The sequence below is a fragment of the Paenibacillus sp. FSL R10-2736 genome (assembly GCF_038000245.1).
In the GTDB taxonomy this organism is placed as follows: domain Bacteria; phylum Bacillota; class Bacilli; order Paenibacillales; family Paenibacillaceae; genus Paenibacillus_AQ; species Paenibacillus_AQ phytohabitans.
In genome coordinates, this window is the sequence record NZ_JBBOBN010000001.1 from 4,688,549 (window position 1) to 4,708,623 (window position 20,075).

At 50.4% G+C, this 20,075-nt stretch carries 19 protein-coding genes; 11 read left to right on the forward strand and 8 right to left on the reverse strand.

Annotation, left to right across the window (positions count from 1 at the left end):
- Positions 1-40 precede the first annotated feature (40 nt).
- Positions 41-1,699 carry a DEAD/DEAH box helicase gene (locus NSQ73_RS20315; RefSeq protein WP_042135729.1) on the reverse strand — a complete coding sequence of 553 codons (1,659 nt, stop codon included), beginning with the start codon at positions 1,697-1,699 and terminating at the stop codon, positions 41-43.
- A gap of 319 nt (positions 1,700-2,018) precedes the next feature.
- Between NSQ73_RS20315 and NSQ73_RS20320 the strand changes: the two genes are divergently transcribed.
- The 4 genes from NSQ73_RS20320 to NSQ73_RS20335 all read left to right on the forward strand — a co-directional run bounded on the left by NSQ73_RS20320 (position 2,019) and on the right by NSQ73_RS20335 (position 6,185).
- Positions 2,019-2,843: a YitT family protein gene (locus NSQ73_RS20320; RefSeq protein ID WP_039299805.1), complete on the forward strand. Its 825-nt coding sequence runs from the start codon at positions 2,019-2,021 to the stop codon at positions 2,841-2,843.
- Positions 2,844-3,021: 178 nt separating this feature from the next.
- Positions 3,022-3,210 carry a hypothetical protein gene (locus NSQ73_RS20325; protein WP_171718441.1) on the forward strand — a complete coding sequence of 63 codons (189 nt, stop codon included), beginning with the start codon at positions 3,022-3,024 and terminating at the stop codon, positions 3,208-3,210.
- Positions 3,211-3,449: 239 nt separating this feature from the next.
- On the forward strand, positions 3,450-4,685 hold the full coding sequence (locus tag NSQ73_RS20330; RefSeq protein ID WP_340987895.1) for a putative glycoside hydrolase: 1,236 nt from the start codon (positions 3,450-3,452) through the stop codon (positions 4,683-4,685).
- 144 nt (positions 4,686-4,829) lie between these two features.
- Complete coding sequence (locus NSQ73_RS20335) at positions 4,830-6,185, forward strand: MATE family efflux transporter (RefSeq protein ID WP_340987896.1); 1,356 nt, start codon at positions 4,830-4,832, stop codon at positions 6,183-6,185.
- A 71-nt stretch (positions 6,186-6,256) separates the two neighbouring features.
- On the opposite strand, the gene NSQ73_RS20340 is transcribed toward NSQ73_RS20335, so the two are convergent.
- From NSQ73_RS20340 to NSQ73_RS20355, 4 genes are all read right to left on the reverse strand, one after another.
- Positions 6,257-6,517 carry a metal-sensitive transcriptional regulator gene (locus NSQ73_RS20340; protein ID WP_340987897.1) on the reverse strand — a complete coding sequence of 87 codons (261 nt, stop codon included), beginning with the start codon at positions 6,515-6,517 and terminating at the stop codon, positions 6,257-6,259.
- A gap of 15 nt (positions 6,518-6,532) precedes the next feature.
- Complete coding sequence (locus NSQ73_RS20345) at positions 6,533-9,007, reverse strand: CoA-disulfide reductase (RefSeq protein WP_340987898.1); 2,475 nt, start codon at positions 9,005-9,007, stop codon at positions 6,533-6,535.
- Positions 9,008-9,245: 238 nt separating this feature from the next.
- Positions 9,246-10,217 carry a 6-phosphofructokinase gene (gene pfkA / locus NSQ73_RS20350; RefSeq protein ID WP_039299701.1) on the reverse strand — a complete coding sequence of 324 codons (972 nt, stop codon included), beginning with the start codon at positions 10,215-10,217 and terminating at the stop codon, positions 9,246-9,248.
- 72 nt (positions 10,218-10,289) lie between these two features.
- On the reverse strand, positions 10,290-11,372 hold the full coding sequence (locus NSQ73_RS20355) for a tetraprenyl-beta-curcumene synthase family protein (RefSeq protein WP_042141005.1): 1,083 nt from the start codon (positions 11,370-11,372) through the stop codon (positions 10,290-10,292).
- Positions 11,373-11,596: 224 nt separating this feature from the next.
- Between NSQ73_RS20355 and NSQ73_RS20360 the strand changes: the two genes are divergently transcribed.
- Complete coding sequence (locus NSQ73_RS20360) at positions 11,597-12,841, forward strand: MFS transporter (protein WP_340987899.1); 1,245 nt, start codon at positions 11,597-11,599, stop codon at positions 12,839-12,841.
- Between the two features lie 213 nt (positions 12,842-13,054).
- Here the strand turns inward: NSQ73_RS20360 and NSQ73_RS20365 are convergent, their stop codons facing one another.
- The gene (locus NSQ73_RS20365; protein ID WP_036725228.1) at positions 13,055-13,252 is read right to left on the reverse strand and encodes a cold shock domain-containing protein; all 198 of its coding nucleotides are present in this window, start codon (positions 13,250-13,252) and stop codon (positions 13,055-13,057) included.
- Positions 13,253-13,424: 172 nt separating this feature from the next.
- Between NSQ73_RS20365 and NSQ73_RS20370 the strand changes: the two genes are divergently transcribed.
- From NSQ73_RS20370 to NSQ73_RS20395, 6 genes are all read left to right on the forward strand, one after another.
- Positions 13,425-13,658: a hypothetical protein gene (locus NSQ73_RS20370; RefSeq protein WP_036702226.1), complete on the forward strand. Its 234-nt coding sequence runs from the start codon at positions 13,425-13,427 to the stop codon at positions 13,656-13,658.
- A 6-nt stretch (positions 13,659-13,664) separates the two neighbouring features.
- Entirely contained in the window at positions 13,665-13,835 is a 171-nt protein-coding gene (locus NSQ73_RS20375) for a hypothetical protein (RefSeq protein ID WP_042135714.1), read from the forward strand.
- A 210-nt stretch (positions 13,836-14,045) separates the two neighbouring features.
- On the forward strand, positions 14,046-15,836 hold the full coding sequence (pepF, locus tag NSQ73_RS20380; RefSeq protein WP_340989341.1) for an oligoendopeptidase F: 1,791 nt from the start codon (positions 14,046-14,048) through the stop codon (positions 15,834-15,836).
- An 85-nt stretch (positions 15,837-15,921) separates the two neighbouring features.
- On the forward strand, positions 15,922-16,242 hold the full coding sequence (locus NSQ73_RS20385) for a LapA family protein (RefSeq protein ID WP_042135712.1): 321 nt from the start codon (positions 15,922-15,924) through the stop codon (positions 16,240-16,242).
- A gap of 27 nt (positions 16,243-16,269) precedes the next feature.
- On the forward strand, positions 16,270-17,313 hold the full coding sequence (locus NSQ73_RS20390; RefSeq protein ID WP_171718446.1) for a M42 family metallopeptidase: 1,044 nt from the start codon (positions 16,270-16,272) through the stop codon (positions 17,311-17,313).
- Positions 17,314-17,553: 240 nt separating this feature from the next.
- The gene (locus NSQ73_RS20395) at positions 17,554-18,315 is read left to right on the forward strand and encodes a hypothetical protein (RefSeq protein WP_340987900.1); all 762 of its coding nucleotides are present in this window, start codon (positions 17,554-17,556) and stop codon (positions 18,313-18,315) included.
- A gap of 408 nt (positions 18,316-18,723) precedes the next feature.
- Here the strand turns inward: NSQ73_RS20395 and NSQ73_RS20400 are convergent, their stop codons facing one another.
- A complete protein-coding gene (locus NSQ73_RS20400) occupies positions 18,724-19,038 on the reverse strand; it encodes a hypothetical protein (protein WP_340987901.1) in 315 nt (104 codons plus the stop codon).
- Positions 19,039-19,412: 374 nt separating this feature from the next.
- Positions 19,413-19,898 (reverse strand): tetratricopeptide repeat protein, encoded by a 486-nt coding sequence (locus NSQ73_RS20405; RefSeq protein WP_340987902.1) that lies wholly within the window; start codon positions 19,896-19,898, stop codon positions 19,413-19,415.
- Between the last annotated feature and the right edge of the window lie 177 nt (positions 19,899-20,075).

The window sequence follows — 20,075 nt, forward strand, 5'->3', positions numbered from 1 at the left end:
CTCGCGGTCGCTCGTCTTCTTCCTATGTCAATCGCAATGCTTAAACGTCGTAATCCTGTTTAGCCGGACGGGTGCTTGTGCTGCTTGGGCGTGCCGACGGTTTACGGTCTGCGCTGCGGCTTGCACCGCCATCGCGTCCTGCTCCCGCATCACGGTTGCCTTTGTAGCCGCCGCCGTAGCTGCTGCCGCTGTTGCTGCCATAGCCGCTGCTGTAGCCGCCACGTGTGCTTCCGCCGCTGCTGGCATTATCACGGTTACCGCGATAGCCGCCGCCACTGCTGCTGCCAGTTCCGGAGCCTGTACGGTTGCCGCCATAGCCGCCGCCGTTAGGCTTGCGTCCGCTGCGGATATCGTTCTTGCCTCCGCGGCGTTTCGCGCGGATCGGATCTTCAGGAGTCAGCTCGATTTGCGCATCCTTGTTATCGCCGGTAAGAAGCTTCATAGCTGCGGATAGCAGCTGTACAGAATCATATTGTTCCAGCAATTGAATGGCAATACCTTTGTATTCGTTCAGTTCGCCGCCGTCCTCAACCATTGCCAGCAGACGTTCAGCTGTAATGCGCTGTTTGCCTTCAATAGCCTCAGCCATAGTAGGAAGCGGTTTACGGGTAATGCGGTGACGGGTAACACGTTCGATCAGGTGCAGGTGATCCATTTCGCGAGGAGTTACGAAGGACCATGCAGTTCCTTCTTTACCGGCACGGCCGGTACGGCCGATACGGTGTACATAACTTTCAGGATCCTGCGGAAGGTCAAAGTTAATTACATGAGTTACACCGGAAACGTCCAGACCGCGGGCTGCAACGTCTGTAGCAACCAGTACATCAATACTGCCGTCGCGGAATTTGCGCATTACAGCATCGCGCTGGTTCTGCGACAAGTCACCATGCAGGCCATCAGCGGAATATCCGCGTTTCTGCAATCCTTCAGCAAGCTCGTCTACCCGGCGTTTGGTACGGCCGAAGACGATAGCCAGATCAGGGGACTCCATATCAATCAAACGGCTGAGCGCTTCGAACTTCTGGCGTTCAGGAACTTCAATATAAGCCTGATCGATTAGCGGTGCGCTGATTTGCTTAGGAATTACGGATACATGCTGTGGGTTCTTCAGGAACTGCTGGGCAAGACGTTGAATGTTAGGAGGCATAGTAGCCGAGAAGAGCATCGTCTGGCGTTCTTCCGGAACGAGCTTGAGGATCGTCTGGATATCCTCCATGAATCCCATATCCAGCATTTCATCAGCTTCATCAAGTACAATGGTCTGTACATCATCAAGACGGATGGTTTTGCGGTTGATATGATCCAGGAGACGTCCAGGAGTACCAATAATGATCTGTGGTTTCTTCTTAAGTCCGCGGATTTGACGGCCGATATCCTGCCCGCCGTAGATAGCCAGTGAACGAAGTCCCTTGAAGCGGGTCAATTTGCCGATTTCTTCCGCTACTTGGATAGCAAGCTCGCGGGTAGGCGTCATAATCAATGCAACAATTTTCTCTTCTTCCCGGGCGATCTTGGAAATGAGGGGAATCCCGAAAGCAGCGGTCTTACCTGTACCCGTCTGTGCCTGGCCGATCAGATCCGATCCGGCCATTGCAAGCGGAATAGCTTGCTCCTGAATGGGTGTTGCTTCCTCAAATCCTAGTTCAGTGATTGCCTGTAGCACTTTTGGCTCCAAGCCGAATTCTGCGAATGTTTTCAAATTATTCATGCTCCTTCTATACAGTGGACATTCCACATGCTTGTCTGTATTCTTAAGTAGCGGTAAACACATTTATAGGCTGTCCAATCATGCCGTATTTCCTGCATGGTTTAGCGCGTATTGGGACAAAAAAAATGTCCTATGATCAGGCCACTACATATACCTGACAACTGTAACTTCGCATTCTAAGCAATGCAAAAATACCATTGTAACGTCCTACTCAAGAATATCCTATACATTATATCACAAACCCGATCAGGAATACCAGTACATTCCTTTCTTTCATTACTTACATTAAACATAGAGGTGAATTTGTTTGTTGAAACTCAGACTATTCGGGAGTTATCTGGCCGTAATCTTCGGTTCTGCGATGATTGCCTGCGGCTTCAATCTGTTCCTGATCCCGCACAGACTGCTCAGTGGAGGAGTATCAGGCCTGGCCATGCTGGTCGGTTACTTCACTCCATTTAATATCAGCCTGCTGTATTTACTCTTCAATGTGCCGCTGCTTGCCGCCGGCTGGTTCCAGCTTGGACGGAGGTTCATTATCCTCAGTATCCTCTCTGTCGGAGCCACAACCTGGCTGATGACTCTGGTACCGGTGCATCAGGTATCCTCGGATATGCTGCTGGCTTCCGTCTTCGGAGGGGTGCTTGTAGGTGTCGGGGCCGGAGTGTCTTTCCGTGTGGGCGGCTCGTCCGGCGGTTTCGATATTCTGGGCTCGATTATTACACGTTACCGCGATTTCCCGATTGGCAATGTCCTGGTCGGCCTTAACGGGCTCGTTATTCTGGCCGCAGCTTATTTCGATAACAACTGGAACCTGGCACTTGCATCCATGGTCTCCATTTATGTGAGCGGCAAGGTCGTCGATCTGATTCATGTCAGCCACATCAAAGTCACCGTCTATATAGTAACAACCCGGACGGATGAGCTTCTGCAGCAATTGCTGGGGCTTCAGCGCGGTGTCACAAAGATTAAGACGGAAGGTGCTTATTCTCATGTGGAACGGGACATGCTAATGACAGTGACCACACGGTACGAACTCGCAGAGCTCAAACGGATCATCAAAACAAGCGACCCGCAGGCTTTTGTGAACATCGTTGAAACAGTCGGGGTTATGGGGTCTTTCCGCAAAAGATAGGCTCCGAAAAAAATGCGCATATTTTAAAATTGTGATATATTAGTACCACGCAGGACCCTTATCAATTTCATGAAGATTGTGATTTACCCCTCTTTTTTCCAGGCACTTCGTTTTTCCGGGTGGACCCTGAATTCTAATTCAGTTCGATTCGAAAAAGGAAAGGGTGATTTTTGTGGAAATGGAAACGGTAAAACTGTCAGCAATCGTCATGAGGTGGTATCCCGATATGATACCGTTTCTGAAGCAGGACGAACTCAATTCTGTAATCGTTCTGCGTGACGGTCTAAGTATTCTGGAACCGGCAGATGCCATGGATATCATCCATTACAGCATTTGCGAGCATCAGAATTCTGCGTATCTTCACTGAGCAAGCTGCCCTAAGAGCAAGTTTTTATAGTTGCCGCTTCGGATTCGGCCTTCGTGCCGGATCCGAGCGGCATTTACTTTTTAATTCAGCGGTTCAAAATCCGTACATCCCGTTTATAAACAACAAGAGCGGTTTTTTATGACACCAAAAATTACGGGTATTGTTACAAGTCTGTTCTTTTTGAGTGCATCCGTTACTTTATACTTTAAGGGAATGTACATAAAGGGAGCGAATAACGAATGAACATCACCTGGGCATTACTGATGATGGCCCTGGGAGGCGTTGGTGTGCCGAATAACGGCCACGACGCTGATGTGGCAGCAGCACTGCAGAGCGCCATGAATCCCCCCATCGTCGCAGAACACACTACGAATCCAGAATCAACAGCGATTACACCGGGTGGAGCTGGCAGCACGGCAGCACCTGAACCTTCACCAAGCGCAACACCAGACGCAGCACTTCATACCGATCCGCAGCCGGATGCACCTAAGGTTAAGGGGATTTATGTAACTGCCTACAGCGCCGGGGGCGAACGCATGGAAACCCTGCTTGCCCTGCTCGACAAGACGGAGCTGAATTCCATGGTCATCGATATCAAGGATGACGCCGGTTACATCACATACAAAACGGATAACACAGAACTCCAGCAAATGGGACATCCTCAGCCGTTCATTGGAGATATCAACAAGCTGATGGCACGTCTGAAGGAGCATGACGTATATCCGATTGCCCGGATTGTTGTTTTCAAGGACTCTGTATTGGCCAAGAAGAACAAGGAATTATCCTTTGTAAATACCGACGGCTCAGTCTGGGCTAACAAAGGCGGAGACAGCTTCGTGAATCCTTATAATGAAGCGGTGTGGAAATACAATGTGGATATTGCCAAAGAAGCCGCGAAGCTCGGATTCAAGGAAATTCAATTTGACTATGTACGCTTCCCTGAAGGCTTCGAGAAACGTGCAGATACACTGAAATACACCAAGAGTGACAGACCGCGTGTAGAAATCATTGCCGACTTTGTCAAATATGCCAAAGCAGAGCTCGCGCCGCTCGGCGTACGTATATCTGTTGATATTTTCGGCTATGCAGCGTCAGTTCCTGCAGCAGAGGGCATTGGCCAGGATTTCGTCAAAATATCGAAGAATGTGGATGTCATCAGCCCGATGGTCTATCCAAGCCATTACTCTACCGGCTGGTTTGACGTCAAAGATCCGGATAAGGACCCTTATGCTACAATCAAAGGCTCAATGGTCGATACGCACAAGAAGCTTGATCCGCTCGGCAGCTACAAGCCGGTAATTCGTCCATGGATTCAGGATTTCACCGCCAGCTGGCTCGGCAGCGGCCATTATGTCAAATATGGCAAAAAGCAGGTTGAAGACCAGATCCGCGCCTTGAAAGACGAGAACGTGGATGAATTCCTGCTCTGGAACGCCAATAACCGTTATACCTCGGAAGTGGATTACGAACAATAAGCTTACAGCAATTATCTGATGTATCCAATCACCATAAGACATCACCATAAGACGATCCGGAACCCGGCAGCTGCCGGGTTTTTTACTGAGAATTAAGCATGTACATCCTACAACTACTATTAAGATAACGGGGCACCCACTATTATGAAACAGACATCCTCCATTAAACAAAAAGCCGGACAGTTTCTGCATATCCTGCTTCCGATCCTTATTACACAGATCGCCTTGTCAGCCATTACTTTCTTCGATACGAACATGTCCGGTAAATTCGGCACGAACGATCTCGCCGGTGTTGCTATCGGCACAAGCTTGTGGATTCCGATTCAGACCGGACTCAGCGGGATTCTAATGGGAATCACCCCGATTGTCTCCCATCTGATCGGCAGCCGCCGCAATAAAGATGTTGCCCATCAGGTCATGCAAGGCATGTGGCTCTCCTTGCTCGTATCGGTGCTGGTGCTCATTCTGGGCGGATTGGCCCTATCGTCGGTACTCAATTTCATGAATCTGGAGCCAGAGGTACGGGATATCGCCTTCCGGTTCCTGCGGGCGATTTCTTTTGGCATCATTCCGTTGTTCGGCTATACCGTAGTCCGCAGCTGCATTGACGCACTGGGTCAGACCCGTGTCTCGATGTTCATCACACTGATTGCTCTTCCGGTTAACGTGGGACTCAATTACCTGCTGATCTTCGGTAACTTCGGCTTCCCCCGCCTTGGCGGAGTAGGCGCCGGTGTAGCCTCAGCCATTACATACTGGGTAATCTTCTTGATTGCCCTGGTCTTTATCTATCGTGCCGAGCCTTTCAGAGGCCTGCAGCTCTTCCGCAAATTTCATGCCATGTCGCTGAGCAGCTTTAAGGAACTGCTGAAGATCGGTGTACCTATCGGCTTCTCAATTTTTTTTGAAACTGCGGTTTTCTCAGCCGTAACGCTGCTTATGAGCCGCTTTGATACGGTTACTATTGCAGCCCACCAGGCAGCGATCAACTTCGCGTCCACCCTGTATATGATTCCGTTGAGCATCTGTATGAGTCTGACGATACTTGTCGGCTTCGAGAGCGGCTCCGGTCGGCTTAAGGATGCCCGCCAGTACGGAATCATGGGCATTGGTACGGCAGCCGTCCTCTCCCTGCTTACCGCGCTGGTGCTGCTGTTTGCCGGCAGCCATGTCGCCGGGCTGTATTCGGATGAGCCTGAGGTGATTTCACTAATTCAGCATTTCCTGATCTATGCAATCTTTTTCCAAATCTCCGATGCCATCGCCACCCCAACCCAGGGCGTGCTGCGGGGTTATAAGGATGTTACCCCTGCCTTCATCATTTGCTTCGTTGCATACTGGGTAATTGGTCTTCCGGTTGGCTATCTGCTCGCCACTTATACGGATCTGGGCGCTTACGGCTACTGGATCGGGCTGATTGCGGGTCTGGCTATCGGAGCTATTCTGCTGCTGTCGCGGCTGGTCAGAGTGCAACGAAGATTCGCTGTTGAGAAGGCTTAAGTATTTACAGCTTATATTCGAAAAACAGCCGCAGGCAAGAGGTTAATCCTCCTGTCTGCGGCTGTTCTTTTTTACCGGCTTTTCACAAGCAGTTGTACTGCTTCCTTGATGACATGATCCGGAGTATTTCCCTTTGCCAGCTCCTCCTGAATGCAGTGCTCCAGGTTGTCTCCAATAACTGCACCGGCAGTGCGGTCTACGGCGGTTCTGATCGCGGTCAGCTGGGTTACAATCTCCCGGCAATCCTTGCCCTCCTCCAGCATGCTGAGAACACCCCTTACCTGACCTTCTATACGCTTCAATCTGTTAATTATTGCCTTGTCATATTCCACGGTTTCTTCGCCCCTTTAAATGAACAGATTAACTCCCGAATCCTCTGCGGCACCGAGATAGCTGGCAACACCGCCAATCTCTACCCCTTCTATCAATTCTTCCTGTGATATACCCATGATGTCCATACTCATAGAACAGGCCATCAGCTTCACACCGGCATTAAGCGCACCCTGCATAAGCTGCTCCAGTGAATCAACATTCTTGCGTTTCATCGTGTAGCGGATCAGCCTCGCACCCAGCCCGCCCATATTCATTCTTGATAAGGGTAGCTTACGTGTCCCTTGCGGCATCATCATTCCAAACATTCTGTCGAGTCCGGCTTTCTTCACCTGCGGGGTCTGCCCGCGCCGCAGCACATTCAGCCCCCAGAAAGTAAAGAACATCGTTACCTGCTTCCCCATCGCGGCAGCACCTGAGGCAATGATGAAGGATGCAATGGTTTTGTCCAGATCGCCGCTGAAGACAACCATAGTCGTCCCTTCTGTGACTTGGGGATTCTGCACCTGAAACACATCATCTGCTGTATTCCATGACCCTTTGCGTACCAGCGCCTTCACTTTGCCCTCAGATACATCTACAGATTCCAGGGTGTTATGCGTCTTGCTGCACCACTGCCTGATGTCAGCGGCAAAACCAAAATCCGTTGCAGAAATCTCAACCCTCTGGCCATCTTCCATTGACTTTACTGTCTCATATACTTTGAGTATAGGGCCCGGACATTGCAAACCGCAAGCATCCAGTATAAGACGCTGTTCATTCCCGTGTTCTGTCCGGTTATTCACAGCATTGGCAGGAGCCGCTGAACCGGACGAAGCCTTGCGCTTCCCGGTACTCTGCAGCTGACTTTCTTCCATCACAGCATAAGTCTTATATCCACCGTCAACATTCCTTACCTGATAACCGTTTTGGCTTAGCATTCTGGCAGCAATATAGCCGCGCAGCCCTACCTGGCAGGATACCGCAATTTCCTTATCCCGCGGGATTTCCGTTAGACGCTCTCTCAGCTCTGGCAGCGGAATGTTTATAGAACCGGGTATATGGCCTGCTGACCGCTCCACTTCTTCCCTGACATCAATGATAAGTCCGCCGCCGTGCGAGAAATCATCCACCTCATGCCACTGCAGGTTTGTTACAAGCCCCTCCAGCACATTGGAGGCTACGTAGCCTGCCATATTTACCGGGTCCTTGGCTGAGGAGTATGGAGGAGCATATGACAACTCTATATCGGCCAGCTCATTAGCCTTAAGATTGCCGCGGATGGCTGTGGCAATTACATCGATTCTTTTATCAACACCGGTGCTGCCCGCCGCCTGCGCTCCGTAAATGGCTCCTGACTCCGGATTGAATAACAGCTTCATGGCTATCGGTGCAGCACCGGGATAATATCCGGCATGGGAACTCGGATGTATATGCACCGCTTCATAGGGTACCCCAAGAGACTTAAGCGTCTTCTCGTTATTACCGGTAAGAGCGGCAGTTAAATCAAAAATCTTAATAATCGCCGTTCCCATTGCCCCATTGTATGAAGCTTCGCGCCCATTAATATGATCTGCTGCGAGACGGCCCTGCCGGTTCGCCCCCCAGGCAAGAGAAACCATGGTATCAAACCCTTGAATGCGGTCCTTGACTTCAATGACATCCCCAACGGCATAGATAGCCGGATCACTGGTCTGTAATTGGGCATTTACTTTAACCGCTCCACGGACACCAAGTGCAAGCCCGCTGCTGCGTGCCAGATCATTCTCGGGACTGATACCAATTGCCAAAATCACCATATCGGTACTGAGCACTTCACCGGAGGAAAGGCGCAGCAGGCTGCCCTGTTGTTCAAAAGCTTCTACACCTTCATTCAGCCGCACTTCAACACCATGCAGCCGCATATGCTCTTCCAGCGGGCGGGCCATTTCCGGATCGAGCGGATTGAGAATCTGCTGTCCCCGGTCAATTACAGTTACTTCAAGACCCCGCTCCCGCAGATTCTCCGCCATTTCAAGGCCGATAAAGCCTGCGCCGATAACTGTAGCATGTCGGGGCTTTCGGCGGTCTACATAGGCTTTGATACGGTCGGTATCGGGAATATTTCTTAGGGTGAACAGATTCTCCGCTGCAGAAATACCCTCAATAGACGGCACTATCGGCCGAGCACCCGGAGACAGCACTATAATATCGTATGGAATTTGTTCAACCTCTCCGGTCTTACTATTCCGGCACTCTACCCGCTTATGTTCACGGTCAATCTGCGTCGCCTCAGTAAATACTCTCACATCGATATTGAACCGTGCCCGTATACCGGCAGGTGTCTGCAGAAACAGCTTTTCTCTGGAATCAATAGTTTCTCCGATGTAATAGGGCAGCCCGCAGTTGGCAAAGGAAACATGCTCTCCACGTTCCAGAATAATAATCCGGTCTTCCTCATTCAATCTTCTTAAACGTGCAGCAGCTGACGCTCCTCCTGCTACTCCGCCAATAATGACAATAGTTCTTCCCACTTCTAGTTCCCCCTTATAAGTAATACCCCTACGGGTATAAATATATACGGGTGGGGGTATATAGTCAAGTGAGAAAAAGATGTTTTGCTGTAGGTCATGGCACCCGTATAAGGAATAATACTATTTATCTTTTCCAGCTCAGAGCAAAGTAATATCGAGTTAAGCATATCCTTCTAATTATGATCACAGGAAAAAGACCGCCTGTCTCAAGGCGGTCTTAAAGGTAATATAATAGTTCCTATTGGGACAAACGGGAAGCCAATTCATACAGATCCGTGTCGAAGTCTTTCTTAGTGTTCACTACTTTATCAATATCAGTAAGAGTCAGTTCACCCTTGATAATTCCGCATGCTTTGTCCGATTCACCCTCAATCAGCTTGCGGACTGCGAAGTCACCCAGACGGCTGGCCAGGTTGCGGTCACCAGGAGTAGGTGTACCTCCGCGCTGGATATGTCCCAGAACCGTTACACGGGCATCCAGAGAAGCATGGCGGTCCTTGAGCGCCTGTGCCACATCTTCGCCTTTGCCTACGCCTTCAGCAACAATTACAATACTGTGGCGTTTGCCGCGGGCAAAATTGTCCTTCATCCGGTCCGCTACTTCATTCAGGTCATACGGCATTTCAGGTACAAGAATCGTTTCTGCACCGGAGGCAAGACCTGCATGCAGCGCGATGTCTCCGCAATGGCGGCCCATAACTTCCACGATCGAAGAACGCTCATGGGAAGACATGGTGTCACGCAGTTTGTTAATCGCATCTACAACAACGCCTACGGCTGTATCGAAGCCAATCGTATAATCTGTGAAGGAAATATCATTATCGATGGTACCCGGCAGAGCCATGGTGTTAATACCCAGCTTGCTGAGTTTGTTGGCTCCTTTGTAAGAACCGTCACCGCCGATGACTACCAGGCCGTCAATGCCCATTTCATTAAGAATGTCAGCACCTCTCTGCTGGCCTTCAGGCTTCAGGAACTCCAGACAGCGTGCAGATTGCAGAATGGTACCTCCGCGCTGGATAATGTCACCCACACTGCGCAGATCCATCGGGAAAATATCACGGTTGAGCAGACCCTGATACCCGCGCTGAATGCCGAACACTTCAATTCCGAAGTAGATCGCACTGCGGACAACCGCACGTACAGCGGCGTTCATGCCCTGTGAATCTCCTCCACTGGTTAGTACTGCGATTTTTTTTACGTTTGCCATTCTGTTTGTTCCTCCTTAAAATTGCGCCGGATGTCCTCCGTGTCAGAATGAGCCCGGCAGCATCTAGTGCGACTAATACATGTGTTTGCGTATCCAGCGGCTGTTAACGAAGAAGAATAGCCGGGTCAGCGGGCTTTTTCTCATCAGCCGTTTGGATACAGAGCGAACCTCCCGCTGTTCGCTGACTTTTGGATCGGATAAATAAAGTGCCAAGAGCCCCTCGATGACCATACGATGCATTGAGGTCTCGGGAAGAGTCCGGACATCCTTGCGGGCCCACTCCACGATGGAAGCGATCCGATTCAGCATGGTATCAGTGTCGTCATAATAATTGCAGAAATTGAGGTCACCGCCTGCCCGGTCTTCGTCCTGGTCAATCAGATAATCCAGCATAATGTGCAGTCCGCACACATGCGGAAAGTAAGCAGCACGAATCGAAGCCGATGCGCTTAGGCTTAGCTTGGGATCACATGAGGCCAAAAAAAGCATAAAGACGCCAAGGGTTGAACCGGTTGCGGCTGCAAACTCATTCCACCCGAGATGAGGTGCACGATGGCCCTCTCTCTCCCACCATTCCTTCAGGGCAGCTTCCCTGAGCTCCGGACGAATGTGCTTATAGACCTGAAGATCGGTGTACAATACGGCCAAATCATGAATCTCAGCTGCGGCGGCGGCATATCCGGGAAGCTGAGAGGTCATCTCCTGGCATTTGCGGACCAGCCTGTACAAATATCCGCCGTCATTCTGTTCATTGCGCAGCGCGTAGTAATTCACCGGCTCCGCCTCTGGGTTAATAGCATCAAGCATGGATTGATGCAGCAGCCGGAAATCGGCAGGGTCAAGCGAAGTACTGCGATCACATAGGTTGTCCAAATAATCACTGATCGTCTGATAAGCAACAATTAGCGGAATCAGTATATGTCTCATCGACAAATTGCCGGCGGCATAAATACCGCCGCCTTCGCAATGAAACTGCTTCGTTTCAATGCTGGCAAGCGCTTGCTTGCGGAGCTCGGGATCGGGAATCCCTTCTGCATCCTGGCGCCAGAAATCGAGGCATGCCCGCACTTCCGGCAGCACGTACTTGTAGACCCTGTTCATCAGTCCAATGGGACCGCGCGGACTAAGGTAACGGCCTTGCTCAAATTCATTCAATGACAGTGCCTCCACATTGTTGTCTCCTTATCCAAATCATCATTATTATAATATGCAGAGCGTATTTGTACAAACAACAAAATCACTTTCGCAAAACCTTGAAAGATTCAGAAAAACGTTTTTTCACGTAACCCCTGCCTCACCAGCTTTATGCTATACTATTACCCGTTCGACATTAAATGTATGAGATTAGGCTTATTTCATATCCGGAGGAGTGCAGGTTCATGTATGCAGGACGGAGCGGCGGCCAATATAGCGATCAAAACTGGCTGCGATCCTTTATGTTCACCTTATACGGCACCAGTGTGCTGGTTGTATCCTATTTCCCTTTATTCTATTCACATTTGGGCTTCAGCAGCCCGCAGATGGGTCTGCTCTACTCTGTCGGCCCGCTGATCTCCATTCTCTCCAATCTGTTCTGGAGCATGATGAGTGACCGTCTGGGCACTGTCCGGAAGATCATGGCCCTCCTGCTAGGAGGCCAGCTGGTAACCGCTATCATTCTCGCCAGAGCCGCAGATTTCTCGAGTGTTATGCTTATTTTGTCCGTTTTCTATTTCTTCTATTACCCTGTATTTCCGCTTGCGGACACCATGGCCATCAAAATTGCCCAGCGTCACGGCCGGAACTTCATTGCAATCCGTGTATTCGGCTCGCTCGGGTATTCGTTCTTCGCCCTAACGATCGGTTATGTGCTGAGAGCACTTGGTCCTGAATATAGTGTAGGCATTTGTATCGTGATTGTCGTGACCGCACTGCTTATTACCTTCGGACTGAAGGATGTGAAACGCAGCGAGCCAACTCCCGCGCCCGTAAGCGGGGACGCTTCAGGCAAATCGCTTAAAGGCGGCGGACTCAAAGAAATTCTATTTCAAAAAGAAGTGCTGTGGTTCTTCAGCTGTGTCTTCCTGCTCGCTATCGGTTACCGCATGAATGAAGCCTTTCTGACCATCAGCCTCAAGGGAATGAATGCCGGGGATGAGATTATAGGCTGGGCATTGCTGGCTTCTGCTCTTAGTGAGATCCCGATCTTCTTCCTGCTGAGCAAATACGGTGACAAGTTCAAGGAACTGCCGCTGCTTGCTTTCGCAAGCCTGATGTTTGCCTTGCGGTTCCTGTTCATGTCACTGGCTCAGGAGCCGGGAGCTGTAGTCGCCATTCAGGCTATGCACAGCGTCTCCTTCGGCATCTATTATGTAACCGCCGTCCGTTATATCACGCGGATTATCCCGGATCATCTCCGGGCAACGGGAATGGCACTGTTCACGGTTGTATGGTCCAGCGGTGCCGGTCTGCTTAGCGGTACCTTCGGCGGCCTGATCTATCAGGATGCCGGACGGATTGTATTCTATATGGTGGCTACCGGATTCTCAATTCTTGCTTTTATCGGCTTCCTGTCCAAGCATCTGATGGATGTGGGGGGAGGCCCCGACCGGCCGCTCCGGAGAAAAGCCAGGACTCCGCTCTGAGTATTGCATTGTAGGAATTATCCAAACAGCCATGCCATCCCGGAGCCGGGAGCGGCATGGCTGTTTGGATTCATCATTCTATAGAAGAAATAAAAAAACACAGTTCCCGGGAGAACTGTGTGCTGCTTAAGTTGCTTGTTGCTACTCATGCAAATGCGTGTTGCATCAAATATATATATATTGCGGCTGGCAGAAGCTCTGCCTAACCGTATCTTATAATTTAACTACGTTCGCTGCTTGTGGACCGCGGTTACCGTCAGTAACATCGAATTCAACCGCTTGGCCTTCATCCAAAGTCTTGAAACCGTCGCCTTGAATTGCTGAAAAGTGAACGAATACATCTTCGCCGCCTTCTACTTGAAGGAAACCATAACCCTTTTCTGCGTTAAACCATTTTACTGTACCTTTCAAATGAACAACCTCCTAAAAATACCGCCATATATGGCGTATGCTTACATTATACTCCATCTATACTTGTAAAGCAATCCATCTTTTCCCTGTATTCGTGATTTAATTTGCTTTTCCCTTCTCCGGTGCGTTATCATTGAGCCAAAAGCCAAAAATCGCCAGGGTGGTAATGATAATGATCAAAAAACATGAAATATACAAAACAGACAAATGGAATATGATGACAGTGGAAGTTCAGGGACGTTATATTATCCTCCGTGAAATTTCCGATCAATGGGGAGAAGAAACACATACCTTCATGAGCCGCCCGGCCATGATGCAGTGGGTCAACAACCGCTTCAACAAAGAGTCCTACAAAGACAATGAAGAAGAGTACAAGAATATCATCGCTGCCTTCAAACAGGTATAAGCGGGAATGAACAATGAGAGCCTTGTAATCTATGTAATTGTCGTTCTGTGTCTGGGTGCCGTGCTCGTTATGAGCAAGGACAAGATGCCGCCGCGTCTGAAACGCGGCATGGCCTTAACTGCAGTCATCATGATTGCACTCGCTTTTGTCTTCATTATTTACAGCATGCTCGCATAATTTCACCTCAAGTAACTTTAAGATTAATAATCAGGATTTGGCAGGACATACTAAGCCTACTTTAAGATTCAGGAGGCTGCTGTCATGTCGTTTACTTCCAAATCCCTCCCGCTGCTGCTTGTTCTCGGCCTGCTGCCGGGGAATGTGTCCGCAGCAGTGCCGCAAGCCGAGACTATGTCTGCCGCATCCCATCAACCGAGGAGGATTTCTATGGAACAATTACCTAAGAGAAGTGAAGTACCCGCCGAGAACCGCTGGAAGCTTGAAGATATGTTTGCTTCAGAGGAACAATGGGATGCCGAATACAAGGAAGTGAAGGAGCTAATCACAAGCGCCTCTGACTTCCAGGGCAAGCTTGATTCTCCTCAGGCCCTCAAGAAATGCTTCGAGCTGGACGACAAGCTGTCCCTGCTGACCGAACGCCTCTATGTCTATGCGCACATGCGCCAGGATGAAGATACGGCGGCTCCTAAGTACCAGGCACTCTCCTCAAAAGCCAAGAAGCTGGGCGTTGAAGCCGGGGAAGCTCTTTCTTTTGTCACACCGGAAATTCTGGCCCTGCCAAACGAAACCCTGGACCAGTTCATTGCCGATCCTTCTCTCTCTGACTATACCTTCACCTTAACGGAAATGAAGCGTGAGAAAGCGCATGTCCTCTCCAAAGCGGAAGAAGCATTGCTCGCTCAGGTTGGCACTCTTGCCCAGGCTCCGCAGACTGTGTTCGGCATGCTGAACAATGCGGATCTGAAATTTCCGAAGGTCAAGAATGAAGATGGCGAGGAAGTTGAGCTCACCCACGGAAGCTACATTCAGTTCCTGGAAAGCCCGGACCGTGAAGTGCGCAAGAATGCCTTCAAAGCGGTCTATGAGACCTACGGCAAGCAAAAGAACACCATCGCCGCTACGCTTAGTGCGAATGTGAACAAGAATGTATTTTACTCGCGTGTGCGCAAATACCCTTCCGTGCTGGAAATGTCCCTCTACGGTGACAATATTCCGAAGGAAGTCTACACTAATCTGATCGACACCATTCATGAGAGCCTGCCGCTGATGCACCGTTATATGAAGCTGCGCCAAAAGCTGCTTGGAGTAGATGAGTTACATATGTTCGATTTGTTCGCTCCGCTCGTGGACGAATACAAGTTGAATATTACTTTTGAGGAAGCCAAGAAGATCACTAAGGAAGGCCTTAAGCCGCTCGGCGAGGACTACCTAAGCGTGCTGCAGGAAGGCTACGACAAAAGCTGGATTGACGTTTATGAGAATGAGAACAAACGCACCGGCGCATACAGCTGGGGAGCTTACGGCACCCACCCTTACGTGCTGCTGAACCATAATGACAACCTCAACAGCATGTTCACACTGGCGCATGAAATGGGTCACGCCCTGCATTCCTACTATTCAGACACGACGCTGAAATACCGGGATGCCCAGTACACCATTTTCCTGGCAGAGGTTGCTTCGACCACCAATGAAGCCCTGCTGATGGATTATCTGCTGAACAAGTCGACCGATCCGAAGGAAAAAATGTACCTGCTCACCTATTATGCCGACCAGTTCCGCACTACCGTGTTCCGGCAAACGATGTTCGCCGAATTCGAGAAGATTATTCACCAGCGTGCTGAAGAAGGCGAATCGCTTACTCCTCAGGACCTCTCTGCAATCTACTACGACCTGAATGTGAAGTATTACGGTAAGGATATGGTCGTGGATAAGGATATCGAGATGGAATGGGCGCGGATTCCGCATTTCTATAACAGCTTCTACGTCTACAAATATGCTACCGGATTCTCGGCGGCGACCAGCTTCGCCAAACAGATTCTGGAGGAAGGCAAACCGGCGGTAGACCGTTACCTGGGCTTCCTGAAGAGCGGCGGCAGTGATTATTCCATTAATATCCTGACCAAAGCCGGCGTCGATATGTCTTCACCTGAACCGATCCGCGAAGCAATGAGCGTCTTTGAAAGTGTGATTGAACAGATGGAACAGTTGACCAAGTAAGGCAGAAAGCTTAGTATTACAGTAATCCCTTGCCCTTTGCGGGCAGGGGATTTGTATTGTCAATATGGCCCGAGGAGGAAGTACTATGAAATTTCAATGGTCACTTATATTAGGTTTATTCTTTGCACTGCTGACCGCTGTTTTCGCAGTCATGAACGTGGATACGGTACCGGTTAATTTTGGTTTCGACGTTGTCAGCATCCCGCTTATTCTGGTCATTCTTGGCTGCGCGCTGATCGGCGGCGTTGTTGTGGGTTCCTACGGGATTTTCCGCCAATATAAGCTGCAGAAGCAGATTAAAAGCTTGAACGCAGAGCTGACCAAGCTCCGTGATGCAGGCAATGCCATGGATTCTCTGACTGTCCCAAATGATGTCCTCTCTTCAGAAGGATCAGCCCAGATATAATCATACACCGAATAGGAGGAACACCCATTGCTTAACATTCAGCCTAATGAAGAATATATCCTTACCCTGCTCAAAAAACTGCTCGACACCCCCAGTCCCAGCGGCTTCACCGCCCAGGTGATGACTCTTGTGGCCGAAGAAGCGGCTGCACTGAATATTCCGCTGAGCTGGAATGAGAAAGGCGGGGCGATCCTGACTGTTCCCGGACTTGATCCTTCGCGCACCATCGGGATCAGTGCCCATGTAGATACACTGGGCGCCATGGTCCGCTCCATTAAACCAAACGGCTCCCTGCGCTTAACCTCTGTCGGCGGATTCAGCATGCAGAGTATCGAGAATGAGTACTGCACGATTCATACGCGCAGCGGATTAACCTACACCGGTACAATCCTGAGCAGCCACCCTTCCGTGCATGTGTATGCCGATGCGCGCGATTTCAAACGCGTAGAAGAGAACATGGAAATTCGTATTGACGAAATGGTCTCGACCAAAGACGATGTGCTGAAGCTGGGCATTGCTGTGGGTGATTTCATTTCTTTTGACGCCCGTGCGGTATTGACGCCAAGCGGTTATGTGAAGTCCCGTCATCTCGATGACAAAGCCAGCGTAGCGGCCATCTTCGGCCTCCTGGAGAGCATCCGGCGCGAAGGCTGGAAGCCGCTCCATAACCTGTCCCTATTGATCTCCAATTACGAAGAAGTCGGACACGGTGCAGCCTGGATTCCAAGCGGGATTAACGAGATGATCGCAGTGGATATGGGCGCTATGGGTGATGATCTGAGCTGCAAGGAGACCGATGTCTCCATCTGTGCCAAAGACTCCTCCGGACCTTATGACTATGCCATGACCAGTAAGCTGATTGAGCTCGCTAACGGGCTGGCGATTCCTTTTGCGGTAGATATCTATCCGCAGTATGGCTCCGATGCCTCAGCGGCGCTGCGTGGCGGCAATAATATCCGCGCTGCGCTAATCGGTCCGGGCGTGCATGCCTCCCACTCTATGGAGCGTACACACAAGCAGGCCGTGCTGAATACGGCTAAGCTGCTTGCCGCTTATGTTGGGGCGCACTGAACTAGAGGAATGGCTGCGGAGTTTGCGGAGAGCTTAGGCTGTGCGGACTGAATCATGGAGACTATGAAGGCTAATGCCATGCTGCAGAGTTTGCGGAGAGCTTAGGCTGTGTGGACTGAATCATAGAGACTATGAAGACTAATGCCATGCTGCGGAGTTTGCGGAGGGATGCTTGTGTCGGCGCGATTTGAGTTTTGGGGATGGCTGCAGAGTTTGCGGGGGCATCGCAGGTGGTGGATTGTGGTTACCACAGTTGTCCTGCTGGTGTTGTTTGCGGTCATCCTGGCTGCGCTTAGGCTGACGGATGATGATGAGCATGAGGTCTTTGACGGCCTCCCTCATAGTTACATCTATGCCGAGAGTTCAGGCGAGATTCAGCTGCATATGATGGCGGTGAAGCCGGAGGATATCGTGCTGCGGCGCGCAGGGCAGCCGCTGCGACAGATTGCCGCCTATGGGATCAATGGCGGCTTCTTCTATGGCGATGACCTGCTGTCCATCGCCATCATGAACGACGTGCCGGTGAACGGCGCTCCGCAGGCCTACGGCTCCGGCTGGTTCAACGCGAAGTACGAGCGTGGAACCCTGGTGTGGGATGGAGCCACGGGAGCGTTCAGCGTACAGGTCGTTGCCTCCGGCGGCGACCTGGCGGTAAGTGACCGCGGCAATTACTGGGCGCAGGGCGGGATCAGCATGAACCTGCAGCATGAAGAGCTGTGGGCAGCTGCAGCGGCCGCAGAGCATCTTCCCTTTGAGGGCGAGCGGCGCCTGCGCTCCGGGCTGGTCTATGACCAGTCCGGCAAGCTGTGGCTGCTCGTCACGAATTCGCTCTGCACGGCGGCGGAGTTCCGCACCGCCGTGCAGCGGGCCGTCCCCGGCGAGGGACGGGAAGGGATCTTCCTCGACGGAGACGGTTCATCGCAGATGAACGCTGACGAGGTGGTGCTGACCGGCGACTCGCGTCCGGTCGTGCAGATGATTGCCGTGGCGGGCTGGAAATAACCGGGGCCCCGGGCCATACACGGCCACGGACCTTCCTGCTCGCCACGATGCTTAAACCTATGCTATAGCGTAATAACCAAAGAGTGCTGTGCCAGTTCTATTCATAACTGGTACAGCACTCTTTCTGTTAACTGTATAAGATAAGCTGAACTAAGGACAGTATCTGCGGGAGACACTTATCCCAATTTTTTACTATAGAATAATAATTTTCGGATGAAGAGGACTGAAAATCCGCTATTTGAGCAGATCCAGCGGATTCGCTGTCCAAGCGGACTCAGAGGCCCTTATATGACCGATTATGCCTCATTTAGGGCTTGATGGAATAAGATAACGGAATCTCAGTCCGCTTCACTCTCAGGTTTGATTTATTAACAACTGATCCAACAGTAGAATGTAATGTTTTGAAATTTACCGGGATGGCACAAGTTCAATTTGCGGTGTATCCCCGTTCTTATAGACCGGAATGAGCTGCACGGGGCTTTTGCCAGAGTCAACTACAGCTATAGTCAAATTCTGTTCTGAAGCTTCCTCATGCCTCCGGGACAGCTTATTATCAGTTGAAATAGGGTGAGCTATAACTGGTGCAGAGCTATTATTGTAATATTTGAGCGCCTCTACATTATGTTCACTGGCTTCATTGGGCGCATCCGGCCTTCCGAAGAAGAAAACAGCAGAAACAAACATGACACTTAAGCCTATATCTCTCAGTCGTATGTTCATCATTCACACCTCCGCAAACAGTAAGATCGAAGCCACAATTATTCTATATTTAAGCACATATACACAAGAATATTCTACCATAAATTCACTATATAAGATGCACTTAAGATTTGAATTTGAAGCTTAGTCGTCACTGCGGTGAACCTTTGGACTTCCGGCCGCTGCCCGCCCTCAGATTTCTTGATGATTACCGCTGTTCGCGGTGGATATCCGGTAACTGATTATGCTTCTTTCCCTAGTTGTTATTTTTTAGTGCGTCTAATATAGTACATAGCTATTCCGGGGAAATCTCTAATGTTGTATTTCCTTCCACAGCGCAAAAAAAAGAAACCCGGCCTCTGAACTTCAGGTGCCGGGTTTCCTATTACGCGTTCATATCACCATACCTGCTCCAGCTTATCTGCATAGAACATAATAGCCTTACTGTAACTATGAATACCTGCATCGGCAGAGGTTTCGGACAACAGCTTAAGCAGCAGCTCCATCGCCTCTGCATGCGCACCCAAATTATGCAGTGTCATGGCGAGGAAAGCTTTGAACTCCGCACGATGCGGAAATTCAAGCACACCTCGCTCCAGCAGCTCCCGGGACTGTGAGTACGCCCCAAGCGTCCGGTAAGTGCTTCCCAGTCCCAGCATTGCACCTGCCTTCTGCTCCTCATCCGGAAGACCATGAGCAAGACTCTGCTCGTAATAGGACACGGCCTCGCGTTCCATGCCGAGCACATCATGTGTCCAGGCCAGCTGATAGTACAGCTCGGCATTACTGTCATCCGCTGACAGCAGCTGAAGCAGCATGACTCTTGCTTCCTCCGCTTGCCCGGAGGTCCGCAGCGCAATGGCAGCTTCGAGAGTATTTGTCACCGGCAACGTCCTCCTTCTTATGATTTAACTCTGACAGGGGAAATTAATAACTATATAACCGCTCTTTAGATAACAACCCTTCAAGTTACCGGCCATTCGCTGGGAGACTGGCGGAGATACGACAAACGTCGTCAATTCCCCACACTTGATTCGTTGCCGGCTGAATTGAAACTTCTT

Excerpts from the sequence above, each read along its gene's own strand:
- NSQ73_RS20325 (WP_171718441.1), top strand. The coding sequence starts at position 3,022 with ATGGAAACGGTAAAACTGTCAGCAATCGTCATGAGGTGGTATCCCGAT.
- NSQ73_RS20330 (WP_340987895.1), top strand. The coding sequence starts at position 3,450 with ATGAACATCACCTGGGCATTACTGATGATGGCCCTGGGAGGCGTTGGT.
- NSQ73_RS20335 (WP_340987896.1), top strand. The coding sequence starts at position 4,830 with ATGAAACAGACATCCTCCATTAAACAAAAAGCCGGACAGTTTCTGCAT.
- pfkA (WP_039299701.1), bottom strand. The coding sequence starts at position 10,217 with ATGGCAAACGTAAAAAAAATCGCAGTACTAACCAGTGGAGGAGATTCA.
- NSQ73_RS20360 (WP_340987899.1), top strand. The coding sequence starts at position 11,597 with ATGTATGCAGGACGGAGCGGCGGCCAATATAGCGATCAAAACTGGCTG.
- NSQ73_RS20370 (WP_036702226.1), top strand. The coding sequence starts at position 13,425 with ATGATCAAAAAACATGAAATATACAAAACAGACAAATGGAATATGATG.
- NSQ73_RS20375 (WP_042135714.1), top strand. The coding sequence starts at position 13,665 with ATGAACAATGAGAGCCTTGTAATCTATGTAATTGTCGTTCTGTGTCTG.
- pepF (WP_340989341.1), top strand. The coding sequence starts at position 14,046 with ATGGAACAATTACCTAAGAGAAGTGAAGTACCCGCCGAGAACCGCTGG.
- NSQ73_RS20385 (WP_042135712.1), top strand. The coding sequence starts at position 15,922 with ATGAAATTTCAATGGTCACTTATATTAGGTTTATTCTTTGCACTGCTG.
- NSQ73_RS20400 (WP_340987901.1), bottom strand. The coding sequence starts at position 19,038 with ATGATGAACATACGACTGAGAGATATAGGCTTAAGTGTCATGTTTGTT.